Source organism: Rhodococcus sp. IEGM 1366 (assembly GCF_033142425.1).
GTDB lineage: Bacteria > Actinomycetota > Actinomycetes > Mycobacteriales > Mycobacteriaceae > Rhodococcus_F > Rhodococcus_F globerula.
In genome coordinates this window covers 484,616-500,161 of record NZ_JAWLRZ010000003.1, presented here as the reverse complement: position 1 = coordinate 500,161, position 15,546 = coordinate 484,616, and the positions used below count along the sequence as shown (strand labels likewise).

The following is a 15,546-nucleotide window of genomic DNA, read 5'->3' as shown; positions in this document are numbered from 1 at the left end:
AATTTGGTCCCGTTGGTGATACAACTAGAACACGTTCTATATCGACGACGGGAATTTGCCAGCGTGGACTTCACCAGAGATGAAACCCAGGATGCGGTAGCCGAGGTGGCTACCGCACTCCTGGCCCGCGAACTACAGCCGGATGCCTTGTGGGCGGCCTTCGCCGAGGCGGATCTGCTCACGTTGGCGCTACCGGAGCGACTCGGAGGGGAGGGTCTGTCCGTCACCGACGTGGGCGCCTTGCTCACCGACGTCGGCCGAGCGGCAGCGCCGATTCCAGCGCTGGCCACACTCGGATTCGGGGTGCTGCCCATAGTCGCGCTGGGCAGCGACGCCCAGCAGGACGAACTTCTGGCCGGTGTTGCCGCGGGACGGGTGTTCACGGCTGCCTTGGCTGAGCCGGGCCGCCAGTTTCCCGAGCAGCCAGCCGTTACGGCAAGGAAGACCGGTGAGAAGACCGGTGATCGGTACCGCGTCAACGGGACTGTGCTCGCGGTCCCCTTCGCTGCGAGTGCGCACCGCGTATTGGTTCCGACAGACGTCGGTGTTGTGTTGATCGACCCGAACTCGGCAGGTGTGACGCTTACGCCGACGCCGAGTTCGTCCGGCAGCCCCGAGTTTGCGATAGTCCTCGACGACGCCACAGGTGAGCTGCTGGGCGCCGGTACGGAAGCCGTGCAGACGCTCTATCGCATCGCGTTGGCGAGCATCGGAGCTGTGGTCGACGGATTGGTTTCCGGAGCCGTGGATCTCACTGCTGCCCACATCGGATCCCGCGAGCAATTCGGTAAGCCGCTCGCGACCTTCCAGGCCGTCGCACAACAGATCGCCGACGCCTACGTCACGTCCCGGACACTGCACGTTGTGTCGCTGTCGGCATCGTGGCGCGTGTCGGAAGGGCTTGACGCGCAGTCCGATCTGGATGTGATGGCGTACTGGATAGCTCAGGAAGTTCCTGCGACCATGCAGGTTCTCCATCATCTGCACGGCGGTTTGGGAGTGGATGTCACCTATCCGCTTCATCGCTATTACGGCGCAGCAAAAGACTTGGCGCGCCTGCTCGGTGGCGCTTCGCATCGACTCGACCTCGTGGGGGCCCGGTGTTCATCGATCTGACCGACAGTCAGCGCGCGTTGCAGGCTGAACTTCGTCGTTACTTCTCGACTCTGATCTCGCCCGACGAGGCGAAGATCATGCGTACCGAACGGCACGGACCCACCTACCGCGACGTGATCCGCCGAATGGGCAAGGACGGGTGGCTCGGTGTCGGCTGGCCGGTCGAATACGGCGGGCGAGGCTTCGGCGAGGTGGAGCAGCAGATCTTTGTCAACGAGGCTGTGCGAGCAGATGTTCCACTGCCGTCGGTTACGTTGCAGACGGTCGGACCGACGTTGCAGAAGTACGGTAGCGAGGAGCAGAAGCAGAAGTTTCTTCCCGCCATCCTGGCCGGCGAAGTGCATTTTGCCATCGGATACACCGAACCTGAGGCCGGAACCGACCTTGCGGCTTTGCGTACCGGTGCCGTCCGCGCGGGTGACGAGTACATAGTCAACGGTCAGAAAATCTTCACCACCGGTGGACATGATGCGGACTATGTGTGGCTGGCTGTGCGAACGGGAGCAGCAGACTCGCGTCACCGGGGTATCTCGATCCTGATCATGGACACGAAGGATCCTGGGTACACCTGGACGCCCATCATCACCTGCGACGGCGCCCATCACGTCAATGCCACCTACTACGAGGACGTTCGCGTTCCGGTGAACATGCTTGTGGGCGAGGAGAATCAGGGCTGGCGCCTCATTACCACCCAGCTCAATCACGAGAGAGTCATGCTCGGACCAGCAGGCCGCGTCGGTGGCATCTACGATCATGTCTTCGACTGGGCTCGCCGCGAGAATCTTCTCGATCACACCGACGTGCGACGCACGCTGGGGGAGATCCACGCAACCTACCGACTGAACGAACTCCTCAATTGGCAGGTGGCATCGAGTGATTCGGACTCGGTTGATGTTGCCGACGCCTCCGCGACCAAAGTTTTCGCCACCGAGCGTATTCAGCGAGTCGGCCGCCTGGCCGAGGAGATTGTCGGTCGATACGGCAACCCTCTCGATCCGGAGACCGCTGATCTCATGGAGTGGTTGGACATGCAGATCAAGCGCAATCTGGTGATTACCTTCGGCGGCGGGGTCAACGAGGTGATGCGTGAACTGATCGCGACCGCCGGCTTGAAGCTGCCAAGAGTTCCGAGATAGGAATTGACTGTGTCAGATCTCATTCTTACTGCTGCAGAGCAGGTTCGCGCCGCCGGACCGAGCGCGCCACGCACCGGCCGAGATCCCGTAAACGTGCCGATGGTCCGCAACTGGGTCGAGGCGATCGGCGACAAGAACCCGATCTATGTCGATGAATCCGCAGCACTCGCCGCCGGGCATGGCGGGCTGGTCGCTCCGCCGGCCATGGCGCAGGTGTGGACGATGCGAGGACTGGGCGCTGTACGCGAATCCGATGATCCACTCGGCCGTATGACGGAGATCCTCGACGAAGCCGGCTACACGTCGGTCGTTGCAACCAACTGTGATCAGACCTACCACCGCTACTTGCGACCGGGTGAGGACGTGACGATCTCGTCTGTCTTGGAAGACGTTGTGGGGCCCAAGAAGACGGGCCTCGGTGAGGGCTGGTTCTTCACAACTCGAAGCCTGTGGCACGTCGGTGACGAATTGGTGTCCGAGATGATGTTCCGGATCCTGAAGTTTGCTCCGGCGGCCGGTGAGACGGTTCCATCGGATGTGCCCGAGGATCTGGATTCTTCTCGAATGCTGCGCCCCACGCCGTCTCTGGACACACAGTTCTTCTGGGACGGAGTTGCCGCGCACGAGCTTCGGATTCAACTGCGTCCCGACGGTAGCGTGCAGCATCCACCGGTGCCCGCGATCTGGAAGGACAAGTCGGCGCAGACCGACTACCTCGTGGCTTCCGGGCGGGGAACCGTATTCAGCTTTGTCGTCCACCATGCGCCCGCAGTGCCCGGTCGCTCTCTGCCGTTTGTGGTTGCACTCGTCGAACTACCGGAAGGCGTGCGTATGCTCGGCGAACTTCGAGGTGTCGCGCCTGTCGATGTCTCGATCGGGATGTCCGTCGAAGCAACGTATCTCGATTTTCCGGGAGATGAAGAGACTGGCGGAACTCCGTGGACTCTGTATGCGTGGGTACCGGTTTCGCAGCAGGAGGATGCTCGATGACTTCGGTTTCGGACATCACCGTGGGAGAGCAGCTTCCGGCGTTGGAGATCTACGGCGACCCGACGTTTGTCGTGTCCACGGCTTTGGCAACGCGCGATTTCCAAGACGTGCATCACGATCGCGACCTGGCGCAACAGCGCGGCTCGAAGGACATCTTTGTCAATATCCTCACCGACACCGGGTTGGTGCAGCGATTTGTCACCGATTGGGCGGGGCACCGTGCCGTCATCACCTCGATCAAGCTCCGCCTCGGGGTGCCGTGGTACGCGTACGACACTTTGTCGCTCAGCGGAACCGTCACCAGCTTCGACGAGGCGCTGGTGACTGTTGCCGTGGTGGGCAAGAACAGTCTGGGTGATCACATCACCGCCCAGGTCATGCTGACATTTACCCCGCTGACTTCCACGACGGCCGGAGATATCGAATGAGTGCACTGTCGGGGAAAGCCGCAATCGTCGGTATCGGCGCGACGGATTTCTCGAAGGACTCCGGCCGAAGTGAACTTCGCCTGGCGGCGGAGGCCGTCCAAGCAGCTTTGGACGACGCGGGCCTGACCCCTGCCGACGTGGACGGGCTCACCTCGTTCACGATGGATACCAATACCGAAGTAGCCGTGGCACGTTCGGTCGGAATCCCGAACCTGAAGTTCTTCAGTCGCATCCACTACGGCGGCGGGGCTGCTGCGGCTACGATCCAGCAGGCTGCCATGGCTGTCGCGACCGGAGTCGCTGACGTCGTTGTTGCCTACCGTGCTTTCAACGAACGCTCCGGTGCCCGGTTCGGCCAGGTGAACTCCGGTCTTGTGGCACAGGTCAATTCATCGGGAACGGACAACGCCTTCTCGTACCCGCACGGATTGGGAACTCCCGCTTCGTTTGTCGCGATGGTGGCGCAGCGGTACATGCACGTCTACGGTGCGTCGAGTGAGGACTTCGGCCGCGTTGCCGTTGCCGATCGCAGGCACGCTGCCACAAACCCCAATGCCTTCTTCTACGGAAAGCCGATCACACTCGAGGATCACCAGAATTCCCGCTTCATTGCCGAACCTCTACATCTACTGGACTGCTGTCAGGAATCCGACGGCGGTGTTGCCATCGTGGTCACCTCAGCCGAACGGGCCAAAGATCTGAAGAACACCCCGGCCGTCATCGCGGCCGCAGCTCAGGGCAGCGGGGCCGATCAGTACATCATGACCAGCTATTACCGTGACGGTCTGACCGGACTGCCGGAAATGGGGCTTGTGGGTGATCAACTCTGGTCGCAGAGCGGTTTGCGGCCGGCGGATATGCAGACAGCGGTTCTGTACGACCACTTCACGCCCTATGTGCTGATGCAACTCGAAGAGCTCGGCTTCTGCGGCAGGGGAGAAGCCAAGGACTTCATCGCCGGTGGCGCAATCGAACTCGGTGGGAAGCTTCCGATCAACACTCACGGCGGTCAACTGGGCGAGGCATACATTCACGGGATGAACGGTATAGCCGAGGGTGTCCGTCAGATCCGCGGGACTTCCGTGAACCAGGTTGACGCTGCCCAGAACGTATTGGTCACTGCGGGTACCGGCGTCCCGACGTCGGGACTGGTTCTCACTCGGTAGGCAAAGTCTCTGCTGTGTCGTTGTCCATCGGGACAGGTGACCCGGCCCGGTTGTGATGCGATACTCGGAACATGTTCGAGAATGCCTTGCTGATCGACGCGGCGGGTCGGCCGACCCAGCGGCACCACCAGGCCTTTTCTCAGGACTGGGACCGTATCAAGCAGTGGTCCGACAACATCTACATGCCATATACGGTCACGCCCATCGGTAGCCGACTACGTCCGGCGTCAGACATGTATTCGGCTACAGTCGGTCGGATCGACGTCACCCGTTTCTGCTACGGCATTCCCGTCACGGTGGGTGAGTGTTCGCCCGAAGCTGGGAACATTCTGGTTCTGACGACGATTCGCGGGAACGGACGGCATGCTCTTGGCGGCGGGTCGTCCGTGAATACCGCTGTCGGAGAAACGTTTGTGGCGGACTGCAGTCGGACGGACTACTTCGTAGAGTTCGACGAGGATCATCTGCAGTTGAATCTGACTGTGCCGCATCAACTTGTCGCCGATCATGCCCAACAGTGGTACGGACGGGCGCCGGATGATCGACTGTGGCAACACAAGTGCTCGATCGGTGGGCGCGGATCGAGCTGGCTGGCACTGATGGATTACGTAGTGCGGGCAGTCGCAGAGTCGCCCGAAGCACTGTCGCGCGAGCGGTTGGGGGCGCGGGTGCAGGAACTGATCACTGCGCAACTGCTCGAGGAGTGGGCCGCGCAGGCCGGTATCGCACTCGGTGCCGGTATCGATTCTGCGGAGCCCGTGTACGTACGAGCGGCCGAGGAGTACATCGACACATTCGCTCGTTCGGTTCCGACTGCCTCGGAGATCGCGGCTGCGGTCGGAGTCAGCGTTCGGGCACTCACCGCGGGCTTTCGCCGATACCGTGACACAACACCCGGCCAGTTGTTGCGAGAGCGTCGGCTTACCGGAGTGCGCAGTGAACTCCTGTTCTCGGACGGAAGAACAATTTCCGATATCGCCAACGCCTGGGGATACGTCAACCTCGGCATTTTTGCCGCCGGATACCGGAAACGATTTGGGGAATTGCCGTCGCAGACCAGGTCGCGAGCCTGAACGTGTGGTCTTGGGGAAGTCGTGACACCCCGTTTGCATCTTCGAGGATCCAGGTCGATCCGTTGTTTCTTGTCGGAACCTTCTGCAAGGATTGACGGTGAGAGTGACAGCAGGGCCCGGAACATCAATCAGACCTCGCATTAGGAGCTCAGTCATGGCATCTCGACTCAATCCGTACATCAGTTTCAACGGCGACGCCCGTGAAGCGATGGAGTTCTACAAGAGCGTTTTCGGTGGCACGCTCGCGCTGAACACCTTCGGTGAATTCGGCCAAGAGGGCGCCGGCTCGGACAAGATCATGCACGCAATGCTCGAAACCGACGAGGGTTACACCGTGATGGGCTCGGATACTCCTCCCGGCATGCCGTACAACCCGGGTGACAACATCACCGTCAGCCTCAGCGGTGACAACGGCGATGTACTGCGCGGCTACTGGGAGAAGCTGTCTTCCAGCGGAAACGTGTCGATGCCGCTCGAAAAGCAGATGTGGGGCGACGAGTTCGGAGCCTGCGTCGACAAGTTCGGAATTAACTGGGTCGTCAATATCGGCACTCCGCAGAGCTGAGTGATCCGGTCCGGTTCTGCCGAAATCAGACGGAACTTCTGCCGTTTCGAGGCAGAGCCGGGCATGTGATCGTCGTTACATTCTCTCTGACAGAAGAGTTTTCAGTCGGATGGAGAAGTGTGATGACGATCGAAGATGTTGCAGGAAAGGCTTTTTCGAAGGAGCGTTTCGACGGTCTGTTGGCAGATGCCGTGCGCGGACCCGCTGGCGTCCCCGGTGTAGTTGCCATGATCACCGATCGTGACGGCAACGTCTACGAGGGTTCCGCAGGCGAGCGCGCTGCAGGCTTCGGAGACCCGATGTCCACGGATTCGGTCTTCGCCCTGTTCTCGACAACCAAGGCCATCACCGGAACTGCGGTACTGCAGTGCGTCGAGGAAGGTTTGCTCGATCTCGACGCGCCGGCGGCCATGTACGTTCCGGATATCGGTGAGCTGAAGGTTCTCGACGGATTCGGCGATCAGGGTGAGCCGATTTTGCGGGAACCGAAGCGAGAGATCACAACTCGCATGTTGATGCTTCACACAGCCGGATTCGGCTACGACTTCTTCAACGAGTCGTACAACCGCCTCTCGCAGGAACATGGTCAGCCCAGCGTGATCACCTGCACCAAAGCTGCGCTCACCACTCCGCTGCTGTTTGATCCGGGCGAGAAGTGGGAGTACGGAACCAACATGGACTGGGCCGGTCAGGTCGTGGAATCCATTCGTGGACAACGACTCGGCGACGTCATGCGAGAGCGGATCTTCGAACCGTTGGAGATGGCGGACACCGCATTTTCGATGACTCCGTCGATGAAGGACCGCCTTGCAACCATTCATCAGCGAGAATCCGACGGAACGCTCACTCCGCTCGTAGGATTCGAACTGCCCGCAGAGCCCGAGGTACACATGGGTGGACACGGGTTGCACGGCACCGTCGGTGACTACATGAAGTTCATCCGGATGTGGCTGAACGACGGTGCCGGCAATCAGGGGCGGGTGTTGTCGCAGGAAACGGTGGCAGCAGCAACCAAGAACGGCCTCGAAGGCCAACATGTCGGTCTTCTGCCTGGCGTCATCCCGACATTGTCCAACGACGCCGAGTTCTTCCCCGGAGTGCCCAAGGGATGGGCGTACTCGTTCATGACAAACGAGGAAGTGGCTCCCACCGGGCGACCAGCGGGTTCACTCGCCTGGGCGGGACTGGCCAACCTCTTCTACTGGATTGATCGCCAAAGTGGCGTTGGTGGATTCTGGGCCACGCAGATCCTGCCGTTTGCAGATGCGGGTTCGGTTGGCGGGTACTTGGATTTCGAGTCGGCCGTGTATCGCTGACGGCAACAGCTCCCGCTGTTCGGGATCGGAGACGGGAACGCTTGGAGTTCGGAGTACTCATGCAGTAAGCGAATGTGTACAACGAACTAGGAGATGGCATGAACAGCCTCGAGGGTAGTTTCGAAGGCAAGGTTGCACTGATCACCGGTGCCGCTCGCGGGCAGGGACGAGCTCACGCAGTTGCGTTTGCCGAGCGCGGGGCCGACATCGTGATCTGTGATCGCTGCGAGAACAGTGACGCCGTCGCCTACCCTCTTGCGACCGAAGCTGATCTCGCCGAAACAGTGCGTCTCGTCGAGGCCACCGGGCGTCGTTGCATCGCAGTCAAGGCAGATACCGCCGACCGTGAGGCAATGGACGCCCTGGTGGCCCGCGCGGAAGCCGAGTTCGGCAAGGTCGATATCGCTGTCGCCAATGCCGGTGTATCCGTTCCAGCCCCCATTACGTCGATGACGTCGGCGCAGTGGAACGAAGTCATTTCCTCGAACCTCACGGGTGTTTTCAACACCGTCGCCGCCGTGTCCGGCGGAATGGCAAAGCGTGGTTACGGCCGTATCATCACGATCTCCTCGATGATGGGTCGATCCGGTGGCACTCAGATGGCCGCATACGGCGCCTCCAAGTGGGGTGTCATCGGACTGACCAAGAGCGTGTCCCTCGAGCTCGCGAATTCCGGCGTCACAGTCAATGCGATTGCGCCGGGCAATATTTCGACGCCGATGATCCACAACGACATGATGTACCACATGATGCGTCCGGATCTCGAAGAACCGACCATGGCTGACGTCGAACCGGTATTCGCGACATTGCACGCGCAGCCCGTCGGGTGGCTTGATCCGTTCGAGATTACCCGCGTCATTCTGTTCCTCGCGGCTGATGCCAGTGCCCACATGAGTGGCATCGTTGTTCCTGTCGACGCCGGAGTCGCTGCTCGTTCGAACGCTTGACCACAGTGTCGTCCCGCCGACATGTGCGGGCGTCGTGGGTTGTCGGAGTCTTGAGTCTGAGCGGTGTGGTGGTCGCACTGCAACAGACTTTGGTTGTTCCGCTTCTCCCTGAGTTCGCGACGGCATTGGGAGTCTCCAACTCGACTGCGTCGTGGTTGGTGACATCAACTTTGTTGACCGGTGCCGTCGCAACTCCACTTATCGGCCGGCTTGCCGATATGTACGGCAAGCGGGCCATGATGTTGCTGTGTCTCGGCGTCATGGTCGTGGGCTGCTTGATTGCCGCGACCAGTCAGAGCTTCCTCGTTCTTGTACTCGGTCGATCGATGCAAGGATTTGCCTCGGCGTTGTTGCCCGTGGGAATCAGCATCATGCGCGACGCACTGCCGCCCGAAAAGCTCAGTGGTGCAGTTGCTCTCATGAGCGCGACCGTGGGTATCGGCGGAATGGTCGGCATGCCGATGGCAGGGGTGCTCTCGGCGCATTGGGGCCTGTCCTCGCTCTTCTGGGTGACCGGTGCTGTCGGAATTGCTGTCGCAGTTGTACTGCCCTTTGTCGTACCGGAATCGGCGGTGAAAAGCCGCGGACGCTTCGACTTCCTCGGCGCAATAGTCTTCACGGCGGCTATGACCAGCCTGCTTCTTGCCATCTCCAAGGGTACGGAATGGGGTTGGGGAAGCCCGGTCATTCTCGTGCTCATTGCGGCGGGAATTGTGTTGCTGAGTTCGTGGGTTCCGTGGGAACTGCGCGCGTCGGCGCCGCTCGTGGATTTACGAACATCGGTCCGCGCCCCGATCCTGGTATCGAATATCTGCGCGCTGCTGCTCGGATTTGCCATGTTCATCAGTTCCCTGGCTGCTACGCAGGAACTGCAGCTTCCCGCGGAATCCGGATTCGGACTCGGGTTGTCTGCGTCAGCAGCGGGACTGGCAATGTCGCCGGGTGGGCTCTTGATGGTCCTCCTCGCGACGGTTTCACCTAAGGTCACTCGCCGCTGGGGAGCCAAGACAACACTGGCGACCGGTGCCATCGTCATCGCTTTCGGCTATGCCCTGCGTGTATTCCTCGCTCCGACGCTGTTCACCATCATTCTCGGCACAGCGATTGTGTCTGCAGGCGTCGCATTTGCCTTGGCGGCGATGCCCACGTTGATCACCGAGTCGGCTCCGCTCGACCAGACTGCTTCCGCGAACAGCGTCAACAGCCTGCTCCGTTCCGTGGGTACTTCGACCGGAAGTGCAGTCGCTGCTGCGGTATTGGCCAGTTCGACCGTGTTGATCGGCGCCGCGGTTGTGCCGACGCTGCATTCGTTCGAGGTTCTCTACTCGATCGGGGCGGGAGCTGCGTTACTGGCTGCGATAGTGACAGTCGCGGTTCGTGTCGAACGGAAAGGCGATGTTCAGCGGGATCGCTCCGCAGAGAACGTTCAGTCCGGAGAAGCTGTCCGCGAGTAATTCCGTAGAAATCTGTCGGGGCTCTGCGTCACACTGGGGTCTCGGGTTGGATTTGTGCTGACGCGGGAGGACGCATGACCGGAGCGATTGTGGCCGAGGGACTGGTCAAGAAGTACGGCGAGCTGACGGCGTTGGGCGGCGTAGATCTGGAAGTGCGCGAAGGCTCGGTGATGGCACTTCTTGGACCCAATGGCGCGGGAAAGACTACAGCGGTTCGCATATTCACCACGCTGCTCACTCCTGACGCCGGCCGCGCCGAAGTCGCCGGGCTGGACGTCGTCCAGGATGCGCGGGCCCTGCGATCCAAGATCGGGGCCTCAGGTCAGTACGCCGCAGTCGACGAATACCTCACCGGGTACGAGAACCTCGAGATGGTCGGACGGCTGTATCACCTGGGAGCAAAGAAGAGTAAGGCGAGGGCGCGCGAGCTACTTGACCAGTTCGACCTGGTCGAAGCCGGTGATCGCCCGGTCAAGGGCTATTCCGGCGGTATGCGCCGACGCCTCGACCTGGCCGGTGCCTTGGTGGCCCGGCCGCAGGTTCTTTTTCTCGACGAACCGACAACAGGACTCGATCCGCGAGCGAGGCTCGGCCTCTGGGATGTCATCGAAGGACTGGTGGCACAAGGCACGACACTGCTGCTCACGACGCAATACATGGAGGAAGCCGAAAGGTTGGCCGACCAGATTGCGGTGATCGACCGCGGTGTGGTGATCGCGCGTGGAACGTCCGATCAACTCAAGGCACGGGTTGGTGGCGAACGTATCGAACTGAGCGTGCACGAGAACGAACATCTCGACATCGTCCGGGAGGAATTGAGGGCACTGGCCGTCGGGGAGATCCAGATTCAGGAGAACGTCCGACGCATCACCGTGCCGGTCGACGACGGAACCGATGCATTGGTCACCGCCCTCAATCTGCTGTCGGCTCGCGGAATCAAGGTATTCGATGTCGGGTTGCGTCGGCCGACACTCGACGACGTTTTCCTCACGCTGACCGGGCACCAGGCTGAATTGGAGGACCAGAAATGACGGTGCAGATGGCACTCGAAGACGGCCTGACCATTGCCAAACGAAACCTGATCAAGATCAAGCGGGTTCCCGACCTTCTGGTGTTCACGACACTCTCGCCGATCATGTTCGTGTTGTTGTTCGCGTACGTGTTCGGCAGTGCGATCTCCGTTCCGGGGACGTCGTACCGCGAGTTTCTGATCGCCGGAATCTTCACGCAGACAGTTATATTCGGTTCCACCTGGACTGGTCTGGGTATGGTCGAGGATCTGCAGAAGGGGATCATCGACCGCTTCCGTTCCCTGCCCATGGCTCCTTCAGCGGTGCTGATCGGCCGCACGTCCAGCGATGTCCTGATCAACGTGATCAGCCTGGTGGTCATGTCGATCACCGGTCTGCTCGTGGGGTGGCGCATTCACTCCAGTTTCTTCGAAGCGCTGGCCGGATACCTACTTCTCTTGTTGTTCGCGTACGCGTTGTCCTGGGTCATGGCAGTGGTCGGCCTGTGGATCAGGACGCCGGAAGTGTTCAACAACGCCAGCTTCGTCGTCATTTTCCCGCTCTCGTTCATCGCGAATACATTTGTCGAAACCACCAACCTGCCAGGGCCTTTGAAGGTGATCGCGGAGTGGAATCCGGTGTCGGCCGTGACTCAGGCGGTGCGCGAGCTTTTCGGCAACACCAACCCCGCCATGACCGTTCCCGATGCATGGCCACTGCAGAATCCGATTCTCGCGTCGCTGTTGTGGACGGCCGGCTTGCTGATTGTCTTCGTGCCGTTTGCAATCCGTCGATATCAGAAAGCCGTCAGTAGGTGACTCGTGCTGCGGGTTTGGTGCCGGTCACCACTGTCGACGAGGTGGCATCGTGTGCGGAAATTTTCACGAGAAGTCCTCCGTGAGTGAATGATTCCACGGTGCGGTCCACCTGTTCGTTGCTTGTTTCGACAAGCAGGTGCCCGCCGGGTTTGAGCCACGTCGCTGCCTCGTCGGCAATCCTTCGTTGGATATCGAGTCCGTCGACACCGCCGTCGAGGGAGACACGGGGTTCGTGGAGTCGCGCTTCGGGTGGCATGAGACGGATCGAATCGGTGGGGACATACGGTGCGTTTGCCGCTATGACGTCGATCCGTCCGCGGAGTTGGGTGGGCAGCGGATCGTAGAGATCGCCAGCGAGAACCTGGCCAGGCTCGGCGATGTTGCGCCGTGCGCAATGAACCGCAGCGGGTTCGATGTCGATGGCGTACAACTCGATCGCCGGGACGTTCGCCTGGAGTACCGCCCCGACTGCACCCGAGCCGCAACAGAGATCAACGGCAACACCGCCAGGGGCAGTCAACGAACATGCCTGCCTGGCCAAGAACTCAGTGCGTCGGCGTGGCACGAATACCCCGGGTTCCAGCACTATTCGCAAACCGCAGAATCCTGCCCAGCCGACAATGATCTCGAGTGGTTCGCCGGCCACCCGCCGAGCGATCATGACGTCAAGCTCGGCGGGGGATTGTGCGGCATTCAGTAGAATTCGCGCTTCGTCCTCGGCAAAAACACATCCTGCGCGGCGCAGGACGTCGGTGGTGGATTTTTGCCGAGGACGAGAGTGCATCGGTGCGGACATAGGAGAGTGCCTTTCGGGAATTACCGTATGGGCGCTCTCGACCGCTACCGGAAGCTGAACGGAGGAGGCGGCGCCACTACTGACCTAGCGGTAATGGGACTCACCTCCTGAGTGTCTGCGTATCGACTGTGTCTGCATGTCGACTGTCTGCATGTCGACCTGCGCGTATTGAACGTCGATACTCTATCGAATCATTGTCGTCTGCGCGCGCCATTAAGCGCATTCACTCTGAATTCGGCGGCGATTTCCGGGTTGTCGAGCGGCCGAACCATCTGGTCAGACGGGTATTCAACTCTGACTGTTCGTCTCCAACCCAGGCCACATGGCCGTCGGGACGAAGCAACACGGCGGGAGCATCCAATTCGGTACTGGTGTCGACGATGTGGTCGACGCGATCGTTCCATCCATCGACCGACAGTTGACCACCCTGGTCGATCAGCAACCCGCGGCCGGAGTGCATCAGGTCGTAGAGGTTGCCGCGGGTCAACGCGATGTTCTTCAGCCGCCGGCCTAGTAGGTCATGGTCGTCGCCGAAGTCGTAGCGAATCGAGATCGCCGTGATCTTCTCGGTCAGGTAGCGGTTGACGTCGTCGAAATTCATCAGCTCGGAGATCAAGCGCCGCACAGCTTGTGGGCCCGCTGCGGTGGAGATCAACTCCGCCTGTGCGCGCGTGTTGTCCAGTACGTCGGAGGCCACCGGACGCCGTTCGGATTCGTAGGTGTCGAGCAGGCTTTCCGGTGCCCATCCGTTGATCTCTGCGGCGAGCTTCCAGCCGAGGTTGAACGCGTCCTGGACGCCCAGGTTCAGACCCTGCCCGCCCATCGGCGGGTGGATATGGGCGGCGTCGCCTGCGAGAAATACCCGGCCACGGCGGTAGTGATCGGCCAAACGTGTGGCGTCACCGAAGCGCGAGAGCCATCGCGGCGAGTGCACCCCGAAGTCCGTGCCGGCGATGACACGTAGCTGTTGTTTAATGTCGTCGAGGGTGGTCGGGACGGCACGACCGTTGGCAACATCGGCTGCGGGCACCACGACGCGATGAGCACCATTTCCGGCGGGACCGATTCCGAATCGCTTGTGAGTTTCGCGGATCTTGGCGACGACGGCGGCCAGTTCGTCCGCCGGCATGGCTACGTCCATTTCGCCGATCAACGTGTCTGCCGTCGACGGCTCGCCGGGGAACCCGACGTCGATCAGCTTGCGCACGGTGCTGCGCCCACCGTCACAGCCCACTAGGTAGCGCGCCTGAAGTGTTGTGCCGTCGTCTAATTCGGTAGTTGCGCCGTTATCGTCTTGCCGGACCGCGACGACGCGCTTCCCACGCCGAATGTCCGCGCCGACTTCGATGGCGTGTTCGGCAAGAATCCTGTCGATCTCGGGCTGGGGTATGCCCAGTACGTAACCGTGCTCGGTATCCAAGTAGGTAGGTGCGGGTTTGGAAATGCCCGCGAAGAATCCGCCGAGTGGATACTTTCGGCCGTGCGCGAGGAATCTGTCCAGCAGGCCGCGCTGCTCCATGATCTCGATACTGCGCACATGGATGCCGAGGGCGCGGACAAACGGAGTCGGCTCCTCGGCCTTGTCCAGCACCACGACGTCGACACCCTGAAGCCGGAGCTCACCCGCGAGCATCAATCCGGTTGGTCCGGCACCGACAACGATGACGTCACTCATGTAGACCCCTCCTGCGGGCAAGGCATGCGCTTGCTCGCAGCGGCGAGTCTGCACCATCACCCGGGCCTTGCCGCAAGCCCCGGGGTACGCGATATGGTGAAAGGGGCGGAGGTTCGACGGCCCGGAAGTTCGACGGCCCGGAAGTTCGACGGCCCGGAAGTTCGACGACTCAGTGCCGAGCGGTTGCGGTGTCCGTTCCGGCGGTCCCTCGACTCATGGCCAGAACCGCGTCACGGCGGTCGATGCTTCCGAACGGTGACCCGCCGGTCGGGTTCTCACTTCCGAACAGCCAGGTGGGTCCGTCGGCCAGATGGTCGAGAGCTTCCCGGGCAACGTCGGCGGGATCGGCAAGGTCGGCACGCGATGTGGCCCGCGCGCCGAGTGCACGATGGAGAGATGGGGTGTCTGTTGCGCCAAGCACGAGGGACAGAACGTCGACGCCCTTCGGATGCCATTCCGCCCAGAGACTTTCGGCGAGAATGAGATCGAATGCCTTGGTGGCGCCGTACGTGGCGTGTGTTGCGCCCCCGGCCCAGGCTGCTCCGGAGGTCAGTAACACCACGGCGCCCCGTCCTCGGGCGACCATCGGCGCGCCGAAGCGGTAGGTGGCCTCGAGCACGCTGGTGCAGTTCCGATGAACGAGAGACAGATGGTTGTTCAGATCCTTGTCGAGGAATTCGGCGCTGTAATCGTCGCTACCGGCGTTGTACACAAAGAGTCCGACCTCGAGATCGGCTGTTATCCGTTCCAGTTCGGAGATTGCGGCCGGAGCGCTGAGATCTAGTGCAACCGTGCGTACTTCGACATCGTGCTGTGCGCGGATGTCGTCGGCGAAAGATTCCAAGACGGGCGCTCGCCGGGCGACAAGAACGATGTTCACGCCGCGAGTGGCCAGTTCGTGAGCGAATGCGGCACCAACCCCGTCGGATCCGCCGGCAATGATTGCCCATGGTCCGTACTTCTGCGCGAGATGTGTTGGCATTGTGTGATTCCTTTCAATGTTGACTCTGTTCGACGTGTGTGGTCAAAGCGCGAATTGTCGTGCTGGTGCATCGC

15 protein-coding genes are annotated in these 15,546 nt (G+C 61.0%); 12 read left to right on the top strand and 3 right to left on the bottom strand.

Going from position 1 to position 15,546, the window contains the following annotated elements:
• Positions 1 to 63: 63 nt before the first annotated feature.
• The 12 genes from R4P64_RS12050 to R4P64_RS11995 all read left to right on the top strand — a co-directional run bounded on the left by R4P64_RS12050 (position 64) and on the right by R4P64_RS11995 (position 12,019).
• Positions 64 to 1,116 carry an acyl-CoA dehydrogenase family protein gene (locus R4P64_RS12050; protein WP_317820951.1) on the top strand — a complete coding sequence of 351 codons (1,053 nt, stop codon included), beginning with the start codon at positions 64 to 66 and terminating at the stop codon, positions 1,114 to 1,116.
• A complete protein-coding gene (locus R4P64_RS12045; protein ID WP_045068414.1) occupies positions 1,101 to 2,252 on the top strand; it encodes an acyl-CoA dehydrogenase family protein in 1,152 nt (383 codons plus the stop codon). Before R4P64_RS12050 ends, R4P64_RS12045 begins: the two co-directional genes overlap by 16 nt.
• Before the next feature lie 9 nt (positions 2,253 to 2,261).
• On the top strand, positions 2,262 to 3,242 hold the full coding sequence (locus tag R4P64_RS12040; protein WP_317820948.1) for a bifunctional MaoC family dehydratase N-terminal/OB-fold nucleic acid binding domain-containing protein: 981 nt from the start codon (positions 2,262 to 2,264) through the stop codon (positions 3,240 to 3,242).
• The gene (locus R4P64_RS12035) at positions 3,239 to 3,670 is read left to right on the top strand and encodes a MaoC family dehydratase (RefSeq protein ID WP_116104118.1); all 432 of its coding nucleotides are present in this window, start codon (positions 3,239 to 3,241) and stop codon (positions 3,668 to 3,670) included. Before R4P64_RS12040 ends, R4P64_RS12035 begins: the two co-directional genes overlap by 4 nt.
• The gene (locus R4P64_RS12030; protein ID WP_317820946.1) at positions 3,667 to 4,836 is read left to right on the top strand and encodes a lipid-transfer protein; all 1,170 of its coding nucleotides are present in this window, start codon (positions 3,667 to 3,669) and stop codon (positions 4,834 to 4,836) included. The genes R4P64_RS12035 and R4P64_RS12030 overlap by 4 nt, the downstream gene beginning before the upstream one ends.
• Before the next feature lie 71 nt (positions 4,837 to 4,907).
• Entirely contained in the window at positions 4,908 to 5,909 is a 1,002-nt protein-coding gene (locus R4P64_RS12025; RefSeq protein ID WP_317820944.1) for a helix-turn-helix transcriptional regulator, read from the top strand.
• 154 nt (positions 5,910 to 6,063) lie between these two features.
• Positions 6,064 to 6,474 (top strand): VOC family protein, encoded by a 411-nt coding sequence (locus R4P64_RS12020; protein WP_033232525.1) that lies wholly within the window; start codon positions 6,064 to 6,066, stop codon positions 6,472 to 6,474.
• A 122-nt stretch (positions 6,475 to 6,596) separates the two neighbouring features.
• Positions 6,597 to 7,790 (top strand): serine hydrolase domain-containing protein, encoded by a 1,194-nt coding sequence (locus tag R4P64_RS12015; protein WP_317820941.1) that lies wholly within the window; start codon positions 6,597 to 6,599, stop codon positions 7,788 to 7,790.
• A gap of 98 nt (positions 7,791 to 7,888) precedes the next feature.
• Positions 7,889 to 8,737, top strand: a complete 849-nt coding sequence (locus tag R4P64_RS12010) for a mycofactocin-coupled SDR family oxidoreductase (RefSeq protein WP_033232524.1) — start codon at positions 7,889 to 7,891, stop codon at positions 8,735 to 8,737.
• A gap of 5 nt (positions 8,738 to 8,742) precedes the next feature.
• Positions 8,743 to 10,191, top strand: a complete 1,449-nt coding sequence (locus tag R4P64_RS12005) for an MFS transporter (RefSeq protein WP_317820939.1) — start codon at positions 8,743 to 8,745, stop codon at positions 10,189 to 10,191.
• A 74-nt stretch (positions 10,192 to 10,265) separates the two neighbouring features.
• On the top strand, positions 10,266 to 11,222 hold the full coding sequence (locus tag R4P64_RS12000; protein ID WP_033232523.1) for a daunorubicin resistance protein DrrA family ABC transporter ATP-binding protein: 957 nt from the start codon (positions 10,266 to 10,268) through the stop codon (positions 11,220 to 11,222).
• Entirely contained in the window at positions 11,219 to 12,019 is an 801-nt protein-coding gene (locus tag R4P64_RS11995; protein ID WP_033232521.1) for an ABC transporter permease, read from the top strand. The genes R4P64_RS12000 and R4P64_RS11995 overlap by 4 nt, the downstream gene beginning before the upstream one ends.
• On the opposite strand, the gene R4P64_RS11990 is transcribed toward R4P64_RS11995, so the two are convergent.
• The 3 genes from R4P64_RS11990 to R4P64_RS11980 all read right to left on the bottom strand — a co-directional run bounded on the left by R4P64_RS11990 (position 12,009) and on the right by R4P64_RS11980 (position 15,472).
• Positions 12,009 to 12,815: a putative protein N(5)-glutamine methyltransferase gene (locus tag R4P64_RS11990; protein ID WP_095888181.1), complete on the bottom strand. Its 807-nt coding sequence runs from the start codon at positions 12,813 to 12,815 to the stop codon at positions 12,009 to 12,011. The genes R4P64_RS11995 and R4P64_RS11990 overlap by 11 nt on opposite strands.
• A gap of 223 nt (positions 12,816 to 13,038) precedes the next feature.
• Positions 13,039 to 14,490 carry a rifampin monooxygenase Iri gene (gene iri, locus R4P64_RS11985; RefSeq protein WP_317820936.1) on the bottom strand — a complete coding sequence of 484 codons (1,452 nt, stop codon included), beginning with the start codon at positions 14,488 to 14,490 and terminating at the stop codon, positions 13,039 to 13,041.
• Between the two features lie 169 nt (positions 14,491 to 14,659).
• Positions 14,660 to 15,472 carry an SDR family NAD(P)-dependent oxidoreductase gene (locus tag R4P64_RS11980; protein WP_317820935.1) on the bottom strand — a complete coding sequence of 271 codons (813 nt, stop codon included), beginning with the start codon at positions 15,470 to 15,472 and terminating at the stop codon, positions 14,660 to 14,662.
• Positions 15,473 to 15,546 lie beyond the last annotated feature (74 nt).

Coding starts and splice junctions, on each gene's coding strand:
- R4P64_RS12035 (WP_116104118.1), top strand. CDS start 3,239: ATGACTTCGGTTTCGGACATCACCGTGGGAGAGCAGCTTCCGGCGTTG.
- R4P64_RS12015 (WP_317820941.1), top strand. CDS start 6,597: ATGACGATCGAAGATGTTGCAGGAAAGGCTTTTTCGAAGGAGCGTTTC.
- R4P64_RS12030 (WP_317820946.1), top strand. CDS start 3,667: ATGAGTGCACTGTCGGGGAAAGCCGCAATCGTCGGTATCGGCGCGACG.
- R4P64_RS11995 (WP_033232521.1), top strand. CDS start 11,219: ATGACGGTGCAGATGGCACTCGAAGACGGCCTGACCATTGCCAAACGA.
- R4P64_RS12025 (WP_317820944.1), top strand. CDS start 4,908: ATGTTCGAGAATGCCTTGCTGATCGACGCGGCGGGTCGGCCGACCCAG.
- R4P64_RS12020 (WP_033232525.1), top strand. CDS start 6,064: ATGGCATCTCGACTCAATCCGTACATCAGTTTCAACGGCGACGCCCGT.
- R4P64_RS12000 (WP_033232523.1), top strand. CDS start 10,266: ATGACCGGAGCGATTGTGGCCGAGGGACTGGTCAAGAAGTACGGCGAG.
- R4P64_RS11980 (WP_317820935.1), bottom strand. CDS start 15,472: ATGCCAACACATCTCGCGCAGAAGTACGGACCATGGGCAATCATTGCC.
- iri (WP_317820936.1), bottom strand. CDS start 14,490: ATGAGTGACGTCATCGTTGTCGGTGCCGGACCAACCGGATTGATGCTC.
- R4P64_RS11990 (WP_095888181.1), bottom strand. CDS start 12,815: ATGTCCGCACCGATGCACTCTCGTCCTCGGCAAAAATCCACCACCGAC.
- R4P64_RS12010 (WP_033232524.1), top strand. CDS start 7,889: ATGAACAGCCTCGAGGGTAGTTTCGAAGGCAAGGTTGCACTGATCACC.